The sequence below is a fragment of the Ottowia pentelensis genome, assembly GCF_964341695.1.
Genome location: NZ_OZ224513.1, coordinates 1880095 through 1896707, shown reverse-complemented (window position 1 = coordinate 1896707; position 16613 = coordinate 1880095). Strand labels below are relative to the sequence as shown.

Here is a 16613-nt window from a genome sequence, read left to right as displayed (position 1 = left end):
CGGAGACAGCCATGAATGTTGACACGCTCCGCGGCGACGGCCCGCAGGACGAACTCTTCGACGTCGCCATCGTCGGCTACGGCCCGGTCGGCCAAGCGCTGGCGCTGGCGCTGGCGCAGCAGGGACACCGCATCGCCGTGATCGAGCGCTGGCCGGCGCCTTTCGGCCTGCCGCGCGCAGTCGGACTGGACCACGAGGTGATGCGCATCCTGCAATCGCTGGGCGTCACGCAGGAGTTCGAGCCGCACACCACGCGCAGCCAGGTCTACGAATGGCGCAACGGCGCGGGTGAGCTGCTGGTCGCCTTTCCGGGCCTGGACGAGACCGGGCCTTCCGGCTGGCCCGCTGGCCCCAGCTTCAGCCAGCCGACGCTCGAGCGCATCCTCAGCGAGCGCGTGCGCAACGACCATGGCGGACAGGTCGAGGTGCTGCTGGGCATGGCGGTCAGCGGGATCAGCGAGAGCGAGAACCGCGTGCTGCTCGAAGCCTGGCCGAACAGCCCCGACACAGCCTCCGGCGCGGCGGGACCGCGCCGCATCGCCGCACGCTGGGTTGTCGGCTGCGACGGCGCCGGCAGCATCGTCCGGCAGCAGATGTGCGCGACCTACGAGGACATCGCTTTCGCCGCGGATTGGCTGGTCGTCGACCTGCAGCCAAAGGATCCGGCGCGCTGGAGCTCGGAGTTGATCCAGGTCTGCGACCCGAAACGGCCAACGACGATGGTCAGCGGTGGCCCCGGTCGGCGGCGCTTCGAGTTCATGATGCTCGAGGGCGAGCGCAAGGAAGATTTCAACAATGCGCAGGCGGCCTGGGCATTGCTTGAACGCTGGGGCTGGACGCCAGCCAACGCGGTGCTGGAACGGCATGCGGTCTACACCTTCCGCGCCTGCGTCGCCGATGTCTGGCGCCGCGGCCGCGTGATGATCGCCGGCGACGCAGCGCACCTGACGCCACCTTTCGCCGGGCAGGGACTGTGCGCCGGGTTGCGCGACGCCATGGCGCTCGCGTGGCGCCTGGACTTGGTGCTGCGCGGCGGCGCCGCCGACGGCCTGCTCGACAGCTACGGCGACGAGCGCCGGCCGCATGCGCGCGCGCTGATCGAGTTTGCGGTGGAACTGGGCCGCATCATCTGCGTGCTCGATCCAGATGCAGCGCGGCAGCGCGACGCTCGGCTGCGTGCCGATGCTGCCGAACTGAGTCGGCGCAAGTTTCCGGCGCCGCCGCTCGGCGCCTCGCCGCTGGTTCGCGGCGCCGACCCGCAGGCCGGTTGCCTGGGCCGCCAGGGCCGCGTCTATCAGCGCGGGCGGGTGGGCCGCTTCGACGACCTGGTCGGCACCGGCTTCGTGCTGATCGGCGATGGCCACGATCCGGCCAACCGACTCGGCTCCGAGCAGCTCGCCTTCCTGCAGCGTATCGGCGTGACCAGCGTCGGTATCGGCCAGGGCTGCGCGCTGCGCGACATCGACGGCACGTATCGACGCTGGTTTGATGAGCTGGGCTGCAGCGCGGTGTTGCTGCGCCCCGATTTCTACGTCTACGGCGCCGGCGAGGCCGCGGAGCTGGTCGATGATCTGATGGCGGCCTGGGCCGCCTGAACCCCTGCAACACTGAAAGACATCATCTCGTGAATTCACCCTTCGCTATTGGCCGCCGCCGCTTCATCTGCTCGTCCGCGCTGTCGCTGTGGGCCGCCGGCGCCTTCGCGCAGACTGCGACCTTCCCGTCCCGCTTGGTCAACCTCGTCGTGCCCTGGCCGGCGGGCAACCCAACCGACGCCGTCGCGCGGCAGTTCGCGCCGCTGCTGAGCAAAGGCTTCGAGCAGACGGTAATCGTCGACAATTTCGTCGGCGCTGGCGGCGCGCTGGCGGCGCAGAAGGTGCTGCGCGCGCCCGCTGACGGTCACACGATGCTGCTGGCGAGCAGCACCGACCTGATCATGACGCCGCTGGGCTTGAGCGCGGCGCGCTTCAAATCCGACGACTTCCGGCTCGTCGGACTCATCGGACGTACGCCCTACGCGCTCGCCGTCCGCCCGGATCTACCGGTCGCCGACCTGCGCGAGCTGCTGGCGGCAATGCGCAAGCCCGGTGCCCGCGAGTTCAGCTACGGCAGCATCGGGCCGGGCAGCCTGATCCACCTGGCTGGCGCGCAGTTCGCCAAGGTGGCCAGCACCTCTATGCTGCACGTGCCCTACAAGGGGCTGCCACCGATGATGCAGGAGCTGATGGGCGGCCAGATCGACCTCGCGTTCCTGCCGCTGGCGGGCAACGTGCCGGCGATGATCGACGCGCATTTTGTGGCGCGCCACAAAATGCGAATTTTGTGCCCTGTTTTCTTATGTGCCGTGCTTGGAGGCCAGGAGCGCACCTCCTGGGCCTCTGGTCAGAATCGGGGCACATAACAGCAGCCGCAGCGCAACATGACGTCCCCTTCATTTTCTCGGAGAGGTGATTGTCATGTTGGAACGTCATTTCCGGTCGCTCAAGGCGATCGACCGCATCAAGGCCCAGTGGCTGGGGCCGCAGATTGAGCGCTATGCACAGTTTCTGGACGAGTTGCACACGAGCAACTCCACGGTTCGGCAGCATGTTCGCGCTCTCGGGCACTTCAACGACTTCGTGATTGGCCGAGGTGCCACCTGTCTGGACGATCTACCCGACCATGTGGATGCCTTCGTGGAGCACTGGCAGGCCGGGCACGGACGCTGGTGCAAGAGCGCGCAAGATCGGGCCGCCGTCGTTGCACAAAGCCGTGTCCCAGTGGAACGGATGCTCAGCCTGGCCGTGCCTGGCTACACGCGGCCAAGCAACCGGCCGGCCATGCCGTTCTCCACCAGCGTTCCTGGCTTCTTTCCCTTCCTTCTCAAGGAGAAGGGTCTGCGCCAGACCTCGATACACAACTACACCTTCACGTTGCGTCCATTCGATTCATATTTGGCACAAGCAGGTATTTCCCTGGACAAGCTGACTCCAGCCTGCATCACCGAGTTCATCAATGACCGGGCGAAGACGTTGCACAAGTCCGGCATGCTCAATACGGCGGGGGCCTTGCGTGTCTTCCTTCGCTATCTGCACCGTGAAGGCATCATCGCCAACGATCTGGTTCGCAGTGTGCCGCGCGGCCGTGTCTACCGCCAGGCATCCATTCCGCGCGCCATCGGCTGGGCGGACGTCGAGCGATTGCTGGCCAGCATCGACCGCCGCAGCGACCTGGGTAAACGCGACTATGCCATCCTGACGTTGCTGACCAGCTACGGATTGCGTGCCAGGGAGATCGTAGCCTTGTGTCTGGACGATCTGGATTGGGCCCATGGGCAGATCGGCATTCCCATGCGCAAAGGCGGCCATTCGACCCGTTATCCGCTTTCGGCGGCGGTGGGCGAAGCGATCATCGCCTATTTGCATGTCCGAAGAACCGATATAGACGACCGCCGAATCTTTCTCACGGTCCGCTCGCCCTATACCCCGATGAACCACTGGACGGTTTCATCCATGGTGGCTGGCCATCTGCGCAGCATCGGCATTCAGGTAGCACGCGCCGGTTCCCACACCTTGCGTCACTCCTGCGTTCAGCACTTGGTGGAAGCCGACTTGCCATTCAAGGTCATTGGCGACTACGTTGGCCATCGCCATCCTGAATCCACACTGGTCTATGGCAAGGTGGCGGTGCACAAACTGCGAGAGATGGTCATTGGCCACGGGGAGGACGTGCTATGACCGCCCTCTGGAACGGCTTTCACAGCGCCTTGGCTCCTCACATCGAACAGTACCTGCGCGCCAAGCGCGCCATGGGATGCAAGTTCGCCTGCGAGGATCGTCAATTGCGACTGCTCGACCGATTTCTCGATGACCGCGGTGTCGAATGCATCGAGGCGATCGATGGAGAGTGCTTGCAGGCATTTCTGGATTCCCGCCATCGCACCAACCCTCGCAGCTACAACAACCTGCTCGGAGATGTCCGACGGCTGTTCGAGTGGATGGTCGGTCAGCAGGTTCTGGTGGGCTCCCCGTTGACGGCCAGGGCTCAACCTCAGACAGCTCGCCGGCTTCCCTTCCTGTTTTCAGACGACACCATCCGGCGCTTGCTGATCTCGGCCAGAGCGTTGCCAGACAACTCACGCGCTCAACTGCGGGGTGCCAGCTACGAGATGATCCTTGCACTGCTCGCGGGTCTTGGCCTGCGGGTGGGTGAAGTCGCTCGCCTCCAATGGGGTGACGTGGACCTGGTGCGAGAAGTGCTGGAGATCCGCAACACCAAGTTCGGCAAGGATCGGCTGGTGCCCTTTGGCCCCAAGCTGGCGGCCAGGCTGCGTGGCTACCAAGCCCAACGCGAGCAACGAGGCTACGCCTGCGCGGGCGCCCACTACCTGTTTTCCTGGAACGGCCGCACGCCGATCAGCACGAACAGCATCCGCAACACCTTCCGCGATGACTTGCTGCCTCAGCTCGCCCTGGTGACCCCGCCCGGTGTCTTTGGTCCTCACGTTCATTGCCTGCGGCACTCGTTCGCGGTGCGCACCTTGCTGAACTGGTATCGCCAGGGAATAGCACCGACAGACCGACTCCATCACCTGTCCACGTTCCTGGGACACCTCAACCCCAGTAGCACTGCGGTGTATCTCACCATTACCAGCGAGCTTCTCGATGCCGCCAATCAGCGCTTCGAGTCCTTCGTCCCGATGCTCTCCGGTGGAGGCGAATCATGAAACAGCAGGGTCTTCCGTCGGCCATCCATCGCTACTTCTTGGAGTATCTGCCTCGCCACAAGGGCTTGCAGTCCAGCACGATCCGCAGCTATCGGGACAGCCTGCGCCTGTTCCTGATCTTCGTCGCCGATGCCAACCGGATCGGGGTCAGCGAACTGGCGTTCGAGCACTTGGGCTACGCCGCTGTGCAGGACTTCCTGAACAACATGGAGGTTAAACGGGGCAACGCCATCAGCACCCGCAATCAGCGCCTGACCGCCCTGCACATGTTCTACGAGTATCTCGGCCGGACGACCCCCGAGATGTTGCCAGCCAGCGCCAAGGTTGCTGCCATCCCGATGAAGCGCTGTCCACTGCCAGAGATGAAGTTTCTCGCGCGCGATGAGGTCGAGGCGATGTTTGCCCTCATTCCGGCCCACGATCGTCTTTCGCAGCGGGATCGCGCGCTTCTTATGCTGCTGTACAACACCGGCGCGCGCGTCTCGGAGGTTGCACAGCTGAAGGTGGGGCAACTTGATTTGCAGTCGCCTGCCCGCGTCAGATTGCTGGGCAAAGGATCGAAGTGGCGAACTTGCCCCCTCTGGAGCCAGACCGCCAAGGCCTTGCAGAGCATGCTGGATGAACGGCCCGAGCGTTTGCCACCGGATGCTCCGGTGTTCGTCGGAGTGGCTCAAGAGGGGATGACCCGCTTCGGCATCTACAAGCGCATCCGCCACTACGCCAAGCTCTGGGAAGCTTCCGTCACAGCATCGTCACCCACCCACGTGACTCCTCATGTATTTCGGCACACCACGGCGGTCCATCTTCTCGAATCGGGTGTGGAGGTCAACGTCATTCGAGGCTGGTTGGGGCACGTCAACCTGGAGACGACCAATCGTTATGCCGAGATCACCATCCGCATGAAGGCCGAGGCCCTGAAGCTTTGCGAGCCCGTCGCGGTGGCGCCAACGCGCAAATCCGCGTGGCGCGACGATGCTGCCATGCTGGCCTGGCTGTCGTCCTTGTAGCACCAATCACTGGACGGTCTTGTTGGCCGTCCAGCTTCAAGACAATCACCCATCCGCCAAGACCTCTGGTATGCAACGATTCCGCTTGTCTACCGTTTTGTGCCCATCCGCCCGTCGGAAACCGCTCACGTGCGCCGAGATCAATCCTCGATGGCACATAAGAAAACAGGGCACAAAAGATGGGCAAGCTGCGCTGCTACGGCGTCGCGGCGCCGAGCCCGCACCCACGGCTTCCCACGCTCGCCACGCTGTCCAGCCAGGACCCGGCCTTCCAGGGCTTCGAGTTCGACAGCTGGGCCGCTCTGGCGCTGCCGCGCACGGTGCCGGAGCCGGTCCTGGCGCGCTTACACCGCGCGTTCCAGGCGGCGATGCAGAACGCGCCGTTGCGCGAGTGGCTGGAATCGACCGGCAGCGTCATCGCGCCACCGATGACGCTGGTCGAGCTGGACGGCTTTCTTGCCGAGCAAGTCAAGGTCCATGCCGCCTTAACCAAGGCGCTCGGGCTGCAACCCGTCTGACCCAACCCTCACAGGAGCTTTCATGCAAGAAACCATCATCCTCACCTGCGCCCTCACCGGCGCTGGCCCGCTGTCGAAAAATCCGGCGCAACCGATCACGCCGCGGCAGATCGCCGAATCGGGGCTGGCTGCCGCCGAGGCCGGAGCGGCCATCCTGCACGTGCACGTGCGCGACCCGGAAACCGGCCAGTTCTCCGGCGAGCTGGACCTGTACGAGGAGGCCGTTGGCCTGATCCGGCAAGGCAATCCGGAGGTGATACTGAACCTGACCACCGGCCTGGGTTCGGGCTTTTATCCGAAGGATCCGCTGCTGCCGTTCGAGGCGGGTCCGGAAACGCACATCTGGACGCCCGAGCGGCGCGTCGAGCACGTGCTGAAGCTGCGGCCAGAGATCTGCACGCTCGACCTCGTCACGGCACAGGTGTTTGGCGGCGTCGTCATCAGCACCGAGCCGGTGTTGACGCGTATGGCAACGCTGGTGCGCGAGGCCGGCGTGGTGCCCGAGATCGAGTTGTTCGACAGCGGCGACGCGGTGCTGGCCAAGCACCTGATCAAGAAGGGCGCGCTCGACGGGCCGGGCATGTACTCGTTCGTGATGGGCCTGAACTTCACCATGCCGGCCGACCCCGAGACAATGACCTACATCCGCAACCTGCTGCCCGCCGGCGCCCAATGGCAGGGCTTCGGCATCGGCCGCGACCAGTTCCCGATGGCGATGCAGTCGGCGCTGCTCGGCGGCCACGTGCGCGTGGGCCTAGAGGATAACGCCTTCATCTCCAAGGGCGAGTTCGCCAAGAGCAACGCCGAACTCGTGGTCAAGGCGCGACGCATGGTGCAAGACCTCGGACCGGCCATCGCGACGCCTGCGCAGGCGCGCAGGATCTTGGGCCTGCGTGCTGCCTGAAATCGCTGTGCAGGGCGCTTTCGCACATGAGCGCGCCTGCACCCAGTGCGGGGCATACATGACGCAGGCCAACGAAAGCTGAACCCTGCGGCCCGCTTGCCTGTCTCGGGCCTTTCCCACCCCAAAACTCAAATTCACGCAAAACATCCCGCGCGATTGCTGATTTTTTCTACGCACCTTGGAGTTCATTAAATGCATAACCTGTTTCGCAAGTCCCTGTTCGTCAGCGCCATGTTCCTGGCCTCACTGGCTTCAGCCCAGACCTATCCGAGCAAGCCGGTCACGATCGTCGTGCCATACCCCGCGGGAGGGCCTTCCGACTATGTGGCGCGGAAAATCCATCCGGGCGTCAGCAAGGCGCTCGGTCAGCCGCTCGTGATCGAAAACCTGGGTGGCGTCGGTGGTACCTTGGGGATTCAGAAGGCGCTGAGTGCGTCCGCGGACGGCTATACGATCATCCAGGGCAGCCCCATCGATCTGATCGTCACGCCGCTTTCCCTCGCGTCGGCGAAATACAAGTCCGAAGACCTCCGCATGGCCGCGCAGATCGTCAAAGGGCCCCTGGTGCTTCTGGCACGCAAGGACTTTCCCGCCGGCAATGCGGAGGAACTGATCGCGCAGGCGGCCCGCCCCGACGCCAAGGACCTGGCGTTCGGCAACAACGGACAAGGTGGCCTGTATCACCTGGCGGCAGCACAGTTCAGCCAGCGTGCGGGGCTCAAGGCGATTCACGTCTCCTACAAAGGGACGGGGCAGGCCATGAGCGACCTGATGGGCGGTCAGATCGACCTGTTGTTCGCGGTCTTCGCGGGCAACATTCCCGCGCTCGTCGCCGATGGAAAGGTCAAGGTCATCGGCCTGGCGACGCACGCCCCTCTCGCTGCCTTTCCGAAGCTCCCCGTGCTGACTGGACACCCAAAGCTGTCCGACTTCGAATACTCGTCCTGGACCGCCGTCATGGTCCCGCGCGGCACCCCCGATGCGGTGGTGGAGCGCCTGAACAAGGTGGTCTACGAAACCATCGCCAACCCCGACATCCGAGCCGATTTCGAGGCCATGGGGAACACGATGGTTGCCCCGCATTCGGTGGCCGAACTCGAGGGCATCTATCGCAGCGAGATCGAGCGCTACAGGGCCATCGCCAAGACCATCAACCTAGTCCCTCAGTAATGGTCGCTGATTGTTATCCGGTGGAGGACGTCTGGCTGCCCAGCCGCATCGCAAAGCTGGCCTTGTCGGTGACACCGAGTTTCACGTAGACCGAGCGCAGGTGGTGGCGCACAGTCGCCGGCGACAGGCCGAGCAACTCGGCCACCTCCCGGTACGACTGGCCGGCCGCAAAGGCGTTCGCCACGTCGCGTTCGCGACGGGTCAGCATGTCGCGCAGCTCGCGCCGGCGCATCGAAACGAAAGCGCGGTCGCCGATCCATCGTATCGTTGCGTGCAGGTGGCGCCCGAGAAACTCGCGCTGGCGCGCGACGATGCGCTCGACCAAGGGTTTGGGAAGCTGCGGCCCCGTCCATCCAGGCCACTCCAGCTGCAACGTCTCGGCCGTCGCAGGCTCGCCGACGCGTAGCAGACCCAGCGTGTCGGTCGCCAGCAGGACGGTGCGCTCCGGGTTGCGTTGCGCCGCAAGCTCGTCGGCCAGCGCCATCTCCAGGCCGGCTGCGAGGTGCGGGGCGAGCCGTTCGAGCGTCTTCAGGTCGCGCGCCGAGAAGCGCGGTGTCGCATTGCGCCGCACCAGCGATACGAATCCAGAAACGCCAAGGGCGGCATCGACGTCGGCCACGCAGATCGATTGCTCGATGCCCATGTGCTCGGTCAGCGCCGCCGTGCTCGGTTGGGACCGCAACTCTTGCAGGCCGAAATAGTGGGCGCGACCGGGATCGGAGACGACGCGTTGAGCGACGATGTTGTCGGGGTCGCTCAGGTTCAGGCGATCTGCGATGTCGGCAGGCAGCCGAAAGGTGTGCGAACAATGCACATCGTGCATGCCGCGGCCGAACGATCCGCGCCCCCACCAGGCCGCGTCGAACGCGATCTGTTCGGCGATGATCCTCAGCGCGCGCCGCTGGTACTGCTCGACGTCACCGCAGCGCGACGCAACATAGAGCTGCCGCAGCAGCGTGCTCAGGGCATCCAGCGTCAAGGTGGCCACTTTGACGTGCTCCTCAGGCCGCTTCGTTCATCATGGGCAGTGTGCGAGGGTGACCGTGAAGCGTCCAAGTGTCATGCCTATATCCCCATGTGACTGCGTTTGGTGCGGGCTGTCGGCTCACGCAGCCAACGGCAGCGCCAGCCCCGACGTATCGGCCGCCGCGACGAAGCGGTCGGGCCGCACCGCCACAGCCTTGGCGCCATAGCGGCGCATCCAGGCGATCAGCGTGCCGTCCAGGTCGACAATGTCGTTAGCACCCTTGCCCTGTTCTACAGGGGAGATCACGGTCAGATAGCGGGCATCGAGGGCATCCCAGCCCGCCTGCTCTGCGGGCGTAAGCAGCGAGCGCGGATCGACGCCGTCGCCCAGCAGGGCAAAGCCGTCGCCGAGCTGCTCGTCGAGCCAGCACAGCCGGCCGCGCGCATCGCCCACCCGAGGCTGCGGAATCATCTTGCCGACGGCGCTCTCGGGCGTGGGTGAGCCACGCAGCCAGCCGGCCTCGTACCAGGGGTTCCACAGCAACGGCGGCTCCGGCGGGGGCTCGCCCGGCTTGGGTGCCATGGCGGCCATCTCCTCTTCGCTCAGCTGCTGCTGGATGATGCGGCCCAGCTGCACCGCCACACCGGTGTAGAAGGCGACGTTGGGTTCGCGCTCGGCTTGGTAGCTGTCCAGCAGCGTCTCGGGCAGCTTGCCGCGCAGTACCTCGCGCAGCTTCCACGTGATGTTGAACGCATCACGAATGCCCGACTGCATGCCGGCGCCGGCCCAAGGCGGCATCAGGTGGCCGGCATCGCCCAGCAGGAACACGCGCCCGGCGCGCCAGCGCTCGGCATGGCGGATGTGGTGTTTGTAGAAAGCATGTTGGTGGATCTGCACGTCATCGGGCGTCACGCCCAGCGAGTTCAGCAGCTTCCACAGCTGCTCGTGCGTGGCGAAGTCGGCCTCGGATTCGTGCGGCTCGAGTGGAAATTCCCAGCGGTGGTTGCCCTGCGCGAGCGCGATGTCGACCACCGGCCGCTGCTTGTCGGACCAGAAGGTCAGGATGTGGCGCTCGGGCCACCAGCGCTTGACCTTGGCGTCGATCACCACCCACTTGACCTCGCGCGTCTCGCCGATCAGCTTGATTCCCAAACGTTCGCGCGTGGTACTGGCGCCGCCGTCGCAGGCCAGAACGTAACGCGCGCGCACCTTCCGGGTGGCGCCGCTGGCCAGATCGCGCGTGCTCACCTCGACCCCTTCGGCGTCCTGCGCCAAGTCGGTCACCTCCACGCCGTAGCGCACGTCGACGTGATCGGCATGGCGCTCGCCCGCCTGGCGCAGTACCTGCTCCATTGCCGGCTGGTAGATGGCGTAGGACGTGGGGTGACGTCCGATGCGCGAGGGCGGAAAGTCCAGCCGCGTGATCTGCTGGCCGTCGTAGGTGACCCAGCGCAGCGCCACCGTCGGATCCATGGTGCGCGCCAGCACCTCGTCCAGCCCGAGCGACTGAAAGCAGCGCATGGTCCAGTCGCTCACGGTGACGGCGCGGGCGCGTGGGTAGATCTCGCGGTCACGCTCGAAGGCGATGGTCCGAATGCCGTAGTGGCCCAGGCACAGCGCCGCGGCCAGGCCGCTGGGGCCGTAGCCGACGATGGCCACATCGGCGTCGAATTTGTCCTGTGACGTGCTCATTTCACGCCACCTCCACCACGGGCGCCGGCATCGGTGAGCCATCTTCCGGTCGAACGCCGTAGGGTCGATGGCCCCAGGCGCTCACGTGGTCGTAGTCGCCGACTTGCCAGCTGGCATCGTCCACCTTGACGCCACCGGCGCCGATCTCGATCAGGAAACCGGAGGGCGAGTGGGCGTAGAACGAGATCATCTTGTCGTTCGGGTGTTGGCCGATGTCCATCACCACCGGCAGGCCGAAGCTCAGGCAGCGGTCGCGTGCGCGGCCAACGTCGGCCACGCTGCCGACTTCGATCATGAAGTGGTGGATGCGCTTTCGCGGCCCCGGGGCGGGCGAGCGCGGCGCCACGGCCATCGAGTGGTGGCGCTCGTTGGCGTGGAAGAACGAGACCTCGACGTTCACGCCCGGCACCGGCACCAGGTTGATGTGGTCGCTGAGGCGCACCCCCAGCACCTGGTTGGCGAAGGCGATGGTCGCGGGATAGTGCTCGGCCTCGAACACGACGTGGCCGACGCCGCCGGCACCGGTGACGAAGCCCGAGCCCACCAGGGCAGATCGAAACGGTGCCTCCTGCGTCGGCGCGGCGGCGTACACCTCGTGGCGGTTGCCTTCGGGATCGTCGAAGTGCAGCATCCGCTCGGCGTGGCGCACGGCGAGTTCATCGTCCGTGCCCCAGGTGCCCTTGATTCCCCGGCTGTCGATCTGGCAGGCAAACGCGTCGACCTCAGCGGCCGAGGCCAGCTTCCAGCCGGCGAAGGCGAAGTCGTTGACGTCACCCTGGCGCAGGATGAAGCGCGCCGGCGAGGCGTCCAGGCGCAGGCGCAGCGTGTCCTGCGGGCCGTGGCTCACGCCGACGCCCAGCACCTCGGTGGCAAAGCGCTCCCAGCGCGGCATGTCGGACACGTCAAAACCGAGGTAGCCCAGTTCGTGGACGGAAAGAGTCATGGTCGTCTCCTGTCGGATGTCAAAAAAGAGAAAGGCCGGGCCACCTCGGGCCCCGAAGGCTCGAAGAATCGGATGAAGGGAAAGGACGACAGGCGCCGGCGCGCGCCGGTGCAACCGTCAGTCGGCGTGCAGCAGGAAGCTGGTCACCACGTCGTTGAAGCGCTGCGCGTGCTCCCACTGCGCCCAGTGGCCGCAGTTGGTCAGCAGCAGGTAGTCGGCGTTGGGCATCACCCTGAACGGCTCCAGGCCCTGCGCCGGGTTGACCTTGTCCTGCAGGCCCCAGATGAACAGCGCGCGGTGCGCCACGTTGGCCAGGCGCGGGTCCAGGCTGATGAAGGTCTCCTTGCCCGGGCCGCCCGGCGGCGGCACCAGGGGCGGGTTGGCGCGGATCCCGGGATCCATGCTGGCCTCGAAGCGGCCGCGGATCAACTCGGGCGTCAGCAGCGAGCGGTCATGCACCAGATGGCCGATGAAGGCCTGCAACTTCTCCAGGCTGGGGCCCTCGCCCAGGTAGTAGTTCAGCAGCAGCTTGATGCCCTCGGTCGGGCCCTTGGCGCCGGCCACCACGCCGCCGCCCGGGCCCATCAGCACCAGCCGGTCCACGCGCTCGGGGTGGTCCATCGCCAGGCACAGGGCCGAGCCGCCGCCGAACGAGTTGCCGACGAGGTGCGCGCGCTTCAGGCCCAGCGCATCCATGAAGTGACGCACCGCCCGCCCACCATTGTGAAACGGGCCCAAGCCACCGAAGGCGTTCAGGTTCTTCGAGCTTTGGCCCCAACCGGGAAAGTCGATCACCCAGCAGCGAAAGTGCTGCGACAGCGCGTCGATGTTCTTGCTGTAGTTGCTGGCGCCGGTGGCGCCGGGCCCGCCGCCGTGCAGCAGGATCACGTCTTCGCCCGCGCCGCTCACGCGGTAGGCGACGCGCCAGGCGGCGCCACTTTCGGTCTGTCCTTCAACGAACTGGGTTTGCGTCATGCCGACTTTCCATCGCACCGTCTCGCCTCGTGGCCGCGCACCGTGCGCATGGATCGTTCGCGTCAGGCGAGCCAACCCAGAGAAGATTGATGCAAGTCTATTTAAATTGACATTTTCGTCAATGACAATAATGTCAATTTAAGGGAAAACACCGATTAGAACTGGCTCGACGGAGCAACGGGTGGCAGCGGAACCTGCAAGGCTTGATCGATCAGTTCGGGCGCCACGCCCAGCGCATTCAATATGGCACGCACCACCTCCCGCGTGCGCTCCTGGCCGCCCGCTTCTACGTTCGAAGTCCGCAACGCAAACACCATCACGCCAAAGGCGATCGCATCGGCCAACTCGATGTCCTTGACCTTGACCAGTCCCTGCTCGATCGCCTCCACCAGGTCGGCGTGGGCGCGCTGTACCGCCAGATGGCCGACACCCGACACCGAGCCCATGAAGGCACGAAACACCGGGTCGAGCCGGGCCTTGCGGTAGAACATTCGCGCCGCCGTGGCAAGGCGGATGACCGGGTTGGGCTCGCCCGCCACCGCCGGGATGATGGCCGCTATCAGCTCGTCCGAAATCTGCGCCATCGCGGCGTCCAGCAATTCACGGGTGGTCTGGAAGTAGTTGTAGAAGGTGCCCCTGGACACGCCGGCGGCCTGCACGAAGTCGCCGATCACCGGGATGTCCGGCCCTTGGCGGGCAAAGATCGGAATCGCCGCCTCGATGATGGCGGCGCGCGTTCGGGCCTTCTGGGCCTGTCCGCGCGCCGTTCTCGGGTGCACGGTCCTCTCGGCCCGTGGCTTGGCTTGGTCTGGCATCTCAAAACCTGCGATCCGGCGCGGGCGGCGTGACCCGGCGCGAGCGGCCTGGCCATGGCCGCATCGGGCCACTCATTAAAATACCCGGTTGACCCTTTTGGGGCCTCCCACTCGGGTGCTTCGCCGCGATTATCCCCGCGTCACCCTGACGTCAACGCGCCCTGCCCTCACCGCGACCTCATGAACCAAGCCTCCACCCCCGCTGCCGCGACCGCTCCCGATCAAGACGACAACAAGCTGGTCGCCGAGCGGCGCGACAAGCTCAAGGCCTTGCGCGCCACGCAGGCGGCGGGCGGGGCCGTCGCCTTTCCCAACGATTTCAAGCCCAAAGACCGCGCAGCGGCCATCCATCAAGCGCACGATGCTACTGAAAAAGAAGCATTCGAGGCCGATCTGGCTGCCGGCAAGAAGACTATCGTCAGCGTGGCCGGGCGCATGATGCTCAAGCGCGTGATGGGCAAGGCCAGCTTCGCCACGCTGCAGGACGCCACCGGGCGCATCCAGATCTACGTGGTGCGTGACGACGTGGGCGAGGATGCCTACGCCGCCTTCAAGCACTGGGACCTGGGCGACATCGTGGCCGCCGAGGGCCACGTGTTCAAGACCAAGACCGGCGAGCTGTCGATCCATGCCACGTCGGTGCGTCTGCTGACCAAGAGCCTGCGCCCGCTGCCCGACAAGTTCCACGGCATGCAGGACCAGGAGCTGAAATACCGCCAGCGCTACGTCGATCTGATCATGGACGAGACGGCACGCGCGCGCTTCGCCCTGCGCAGCCAGACGCTGGCCGCCATGCGCGCCTTCATGACCGAGGCCGGCTTCATGGAGGTCGAAACCCCCATGCTGCACCCCATTCCGGGCGGCGCCAACGCCAAGCCCTTCGTCACGCACCACAACGCGCTGGATCAGGACATGTTCCTGCGCATCGCGCCCGAGCTGTACCTGAAACGCCTGATCGTGGGCGGCTTCGAGCGCGTGTTCGAGATCAACCGCAGCTTTCGCAACGAAGGCATCAGCGTGCGGCACAACCCCGAGTTCACGATGATGGAGTTCTACGCCGCGTACTGGAACTACCAGGACCTGATGGACTTCACCGAGCGCCTGCTGCGCGACGCGGCGCTCAAGGCCGCGGGCACGCTGCAACTGACGTACCAGGGCAAGCCGGTCGACCTGTCGCAGCCCTTCGCGCGCCTGACCATCCGCGAGGCGATTGCCGCGCACACCGACATCGGCGCCGGCGTGGACGATGCGGCGGCGCTGATCGAGCGCTTGAAAAAGCTCGGCCTGTCGGAAGCCAAGGACAAGCTCGGCCGCCGCAGCCTGGCCAGCCTGCAGGTGCTGTACTTCGAGGAGGTGGTGGAGGAAAAGCTGTGGCAGCCCACCTTCATCATGGAGCACCCGACCGAGATCAGCCCGCTGGCGCGCGCCAACGACGCGCGCCCCGAGGTGACCGAGCGCTTCGAGCTGTACATCACTGGCCGCGAGATGGCCAACGGCTTCAGCGAGCTGAACGACGCCGAGGACCAGGCCGCGCGCTTTCAGCAGCAGGCCAACGCCAAGGAAGCAGGCGACGAGGAGGCGATGTTCTACGACCAGGATTTCGTGCGCGCACTCGAATACGGCATGCCGCCCACCGGCGGCTGCGGCGTCGGCATCGACCGCCTGATGATGCTGCTGACCGACAGCGCCAGCATCCGCGACGTGATCTTGTTTCCGGCGCTGCGGCGCGAAGCCAATTCATAGACGAATCGGCCTCTGGCGCTTTCCCAACAAGCGCCGGTAGCTACTGTTTCAAGAGCAACCGACGCTTGGGCGTCACGCCATCACCTCAGGGTTGATCGGCGTCTGCGCCTGGCCGTGCAGCAGGTAGCCGATCAGGTTGTCGGCCGCCAGGTGGGCCATGGCCAGGCGGGTGGGCAGGCTGGCGCTGGCGATGTGCGGGGTGAGTGCCACGTTGCTGCAGGCCAGCAGCTCGGGATGCACCTGGGGTTCGCCCTCGAACACGTCCAGCCCCGCCGCCGCGATGCGCCCTTCGCGCAGCGCCCGCGCCAGCGCGGCGTCGTCAACCACGCCGCCGCGGCCGATGTTGACCAAGGTGGCGCTGGGCTTCATCAGCGCGAGTTCGGCCGCGCCGACGTAGTGCCGCGTCTGGGGCGTCAGGGGCAGCACCACCATCACGTGGTCGGCGCGGCGCAGCAGTACGTCCTTGGCCACGTATTCGGCCCGCACGGCCGCTTCTTCATCGGCCGGCAGGCGGGTGCGGTTGTGATAGAGCACCTTCATGCCGAAGCCCAGCGCGCCGCGCCGGGCAATGGCCTGGCCGATGCGGCCCATGCCGAAGATGCCCAGGGTGGCGCCATGCACGTCCTGGCCCACCAGCATGTCGTAGGACCAGCGCTGCCACCGGCCGGCGCGCAGGTAGTGCTCGCCCTCGGTGACGCGGCGCGCCGCGGCCATCAGCAGCGCGAAGCCGCCGTCGGCGGTGGTCTCGGTCAGAACGTCCGGCGCGTTGGTGGCCAGCACGCCGGCGGCCGTCATGGCGGGGACATCGAAGTTGTTGTAGCCCACGGCCATGTTGGCGCAGATGCGCAGCCCGGGGCAGGCGGCCAGCAGGCGGGCGTCGATGCGCTCGCTGCCGGTGGTGAAAACGCCCTGCTTGCCCTGCACGCGGGCGATCAGCTCGTCGGGCGACAGGCGCTCGTCGGCCTGGTTGTGGCTGACGTCCAGCTGGGCGGACAGTTTCTCGATCACCTCGGGAAAGATGCGGCGTGCGACGAAGACGGCGGGCTTGGCGGATGCGGCGGTACTCATGAGTCGAGTTTAGGCGACGCTGAACAAGTCGGCGCGATGTGGCGCGCCCTGGATCGGGATGGGCTGCAAGGCGAAAACCGCAGCGATACCGGGCGGTATCGCGAGG

15 protein-coding genes are annotated in these 16613 nt (G+C 65.9%); 9 read left to right on the top strand and 6 right to left on the bottom strand.

Annotated elements, in window-relative coordinates; genetic code table 11:
* Positions 1–11 precede the first annotated feature (11 nt).
* From mhpA to ACWHMB_RS09190, 8 genes are all read left to right on the top strand, one after another.
* Positions 12–1595 (top strand): bifunctional 3-(3-hydroxy-phenyl)propionate/3-hydroxycinnamic acid hydroxylase MhpA, encoded by a 1584-nt coding sequence (gene mhpA, locus ACWHMB_RS09225; protein ID WP_377542609.1) that lies wholly within the window; start codon positions 12–14, stop codon positions 1593–1595.
* 29 nt (positions 1596–1624) lie between these two features.
* Positions 1625–2401, top strand: coding sequence for a Bug family tripartite tricarboxylate transporter substrate binding protein (locus ACWHMB_RS09220; protein ID WP_377516454.1), 777 nt, complete (start codon positions 1625–1627; stop codon positions 2399–2401).
* Between the two features lie 55 nt (positions 2402–2456).
* Positions 2457–3716, top strand: coding sequence for a tyrosine-type recombinase/integrase (locus tag ACWHMB_RS09215; protein WP_377516468.1), 1260 nt, complete (start codon positions 2457–2459; stop codon positions 3714–3716).
* Entirely contained in the window at positions 3713–4705 is a 993-nt protein-coding gene (locus tag ACWHMB_RS09210; RefSeq protein WP_012248434.1) for a tyrosine-type recombinase/integrase, read from the top strand. Before ACWHMB_RS09215 ends, ACWHMB_RS09210 begins: the two co-directional genes overlap by 4 nt.
* Positions 4702–5712 (top strand): tyrosine-type recombinase/integrase, encoded by a 1011-nt coding sequence (locus ACWHMB_RS09205; protein WP_012248435.1) that lies wholly within the window; start codon positions 4702–4704, stop codon positions 5710–5712. Before ACWHMB_RS09210 ends, ACWHMB_RS09205 begins: the two co-directional genes overlap by 4 nt.
* 179 nt (positions 5713–5891) lie before the next feature.
* Positions 5892–6230 (top strand): tripartite tricarboxylate transporter substrate-binding protein, encoded by a 339-nt coding sequence (locus ACWHMB_RS09200; RefSeq protein ID WP_377479560.1) that lies wholly within the window; start codon positions 5892–5894, stop codon positions 6228–6230.
* A gap of 22 nt (positions 6231–6252) precedes the next feature.
* Entirely contained in the window at positions 6253–7134 is an 882-nt protein-coding gene (locus ACWHMB_RS09195; RefSeq protein ID WP_377479563.1) for a BKACE family enzyme, read from the top strand.
* Between the two features lie 192 nt (positions 7135–7326).
* The gene (locus ACWHMB_RS09190) at positions 7327–8304 is read left to right on the top strand and encodes a Bug family tripartite tricarboxylate transporter substrate binding protein (RefSeq protein WP_377479565.1); all 978 of its coding nucleotides are present in this window, start codon (positions 7327–7329) and stop codon (positions 8302–8304) included.
* Positions 8305–8317: 13 nt separating this feature from the next.
* Here the strand turns inward: ACWHMB_RS09190 and ACWHMB_RS09185 are convergent, their stop codons facing one another.
* From ACWHMB_RS09185 to ACWHMB_RS09165, 5 genes are all read right to left on the bottom strand, one after another.
* A complete protein-coding gene (locus ACWHMB_RS09185) occupies positions 8318–9292 on the bottom strand; it encodes a helix-turn-helix transcriptional regulator (protein ID WP_377479568.1) in 975 nt (324 codons plus the stop codon).
* Between the two features lie 117 nt (positions 9293–9409).
* Complete coding sequence (locus ACWHMB_RS09180; protein WP_377479571.1) at positions 9410–10963, bottom strand: bifunctional 3-(3-hydroxy-phenyl)propionate/3-hydroxycinnamic acid hydroxylase; 1554 nt, start codon at positions 10961–10963, stop codon at positions 9410–9412.
* A gap of 1 nt (position 10964) precedes the next feature.
* Positions 10965–11906: a VOC family protein gene (locus tag ACWHMB_RS09175; protein ID WP_377479573.1), complete on the bottom strand. Its 942-nt coding sequence runs from the start codon at positions 11904–11906 to the stop codon at positions 10965–10967.
* Positions 11907–12023: 117 nt separating this feature from the next.
* Positions 12024–12881 (bottom strand): alpha/beta fold hydrolase, encoded by an 858-nt coding sequence (locus ACWHMB_RS09170; RefSeq protein WP_377479575.1) that lies wholly within the window; start codon positions 12879–12881, stop codon positions 12024–12026.
* A gap of 155 nt (positions 12882–13036) precedes the next feature.
* Entirely contained in the window at positions 13037–13696 is a 660-nt protein-coding gene (locus ACWHMB_RS09165) for a TetR/AcrR family transcriptional regulator (RefSeq protein ID WP_447648514.1), read from the bottom strand.
* A gap of 180 nt (positions 13697–13876) precedes the next feature.
* On the opposite strand from ACWHMB_RS09165, the gene lysS reads away from it, so the two are divergent.
* On the top strand, positions 13877–15439 hold the full coding sequence (gene lysS, locus ACWHMB_RS09160; RefSeq protein WP_447648513.1) for a lysine--tRNA ligase: 1563 nt from the start codon (positions 13877–13879) through the stop codon (positions 15437–15439).
* A gap of 72 nt (positions 15440–15511) precedes the next feature.
* Here the strand turns inward: lysS and ACWHMB_RS09155 are convergent, their stop codons facing one another.
* Complete coding sequence (locus ACWHMB_RS09155; protein ID WP_377479584.1) at positions 15512–16507, bottom strand: 2-hydroxyacid dehydrogenase; 996 nt, start codon at positions 16505–16507, stop codon at positions 15512–15514.
* Positions 16508–16613 lie beyond the last annotated feature (106 nt).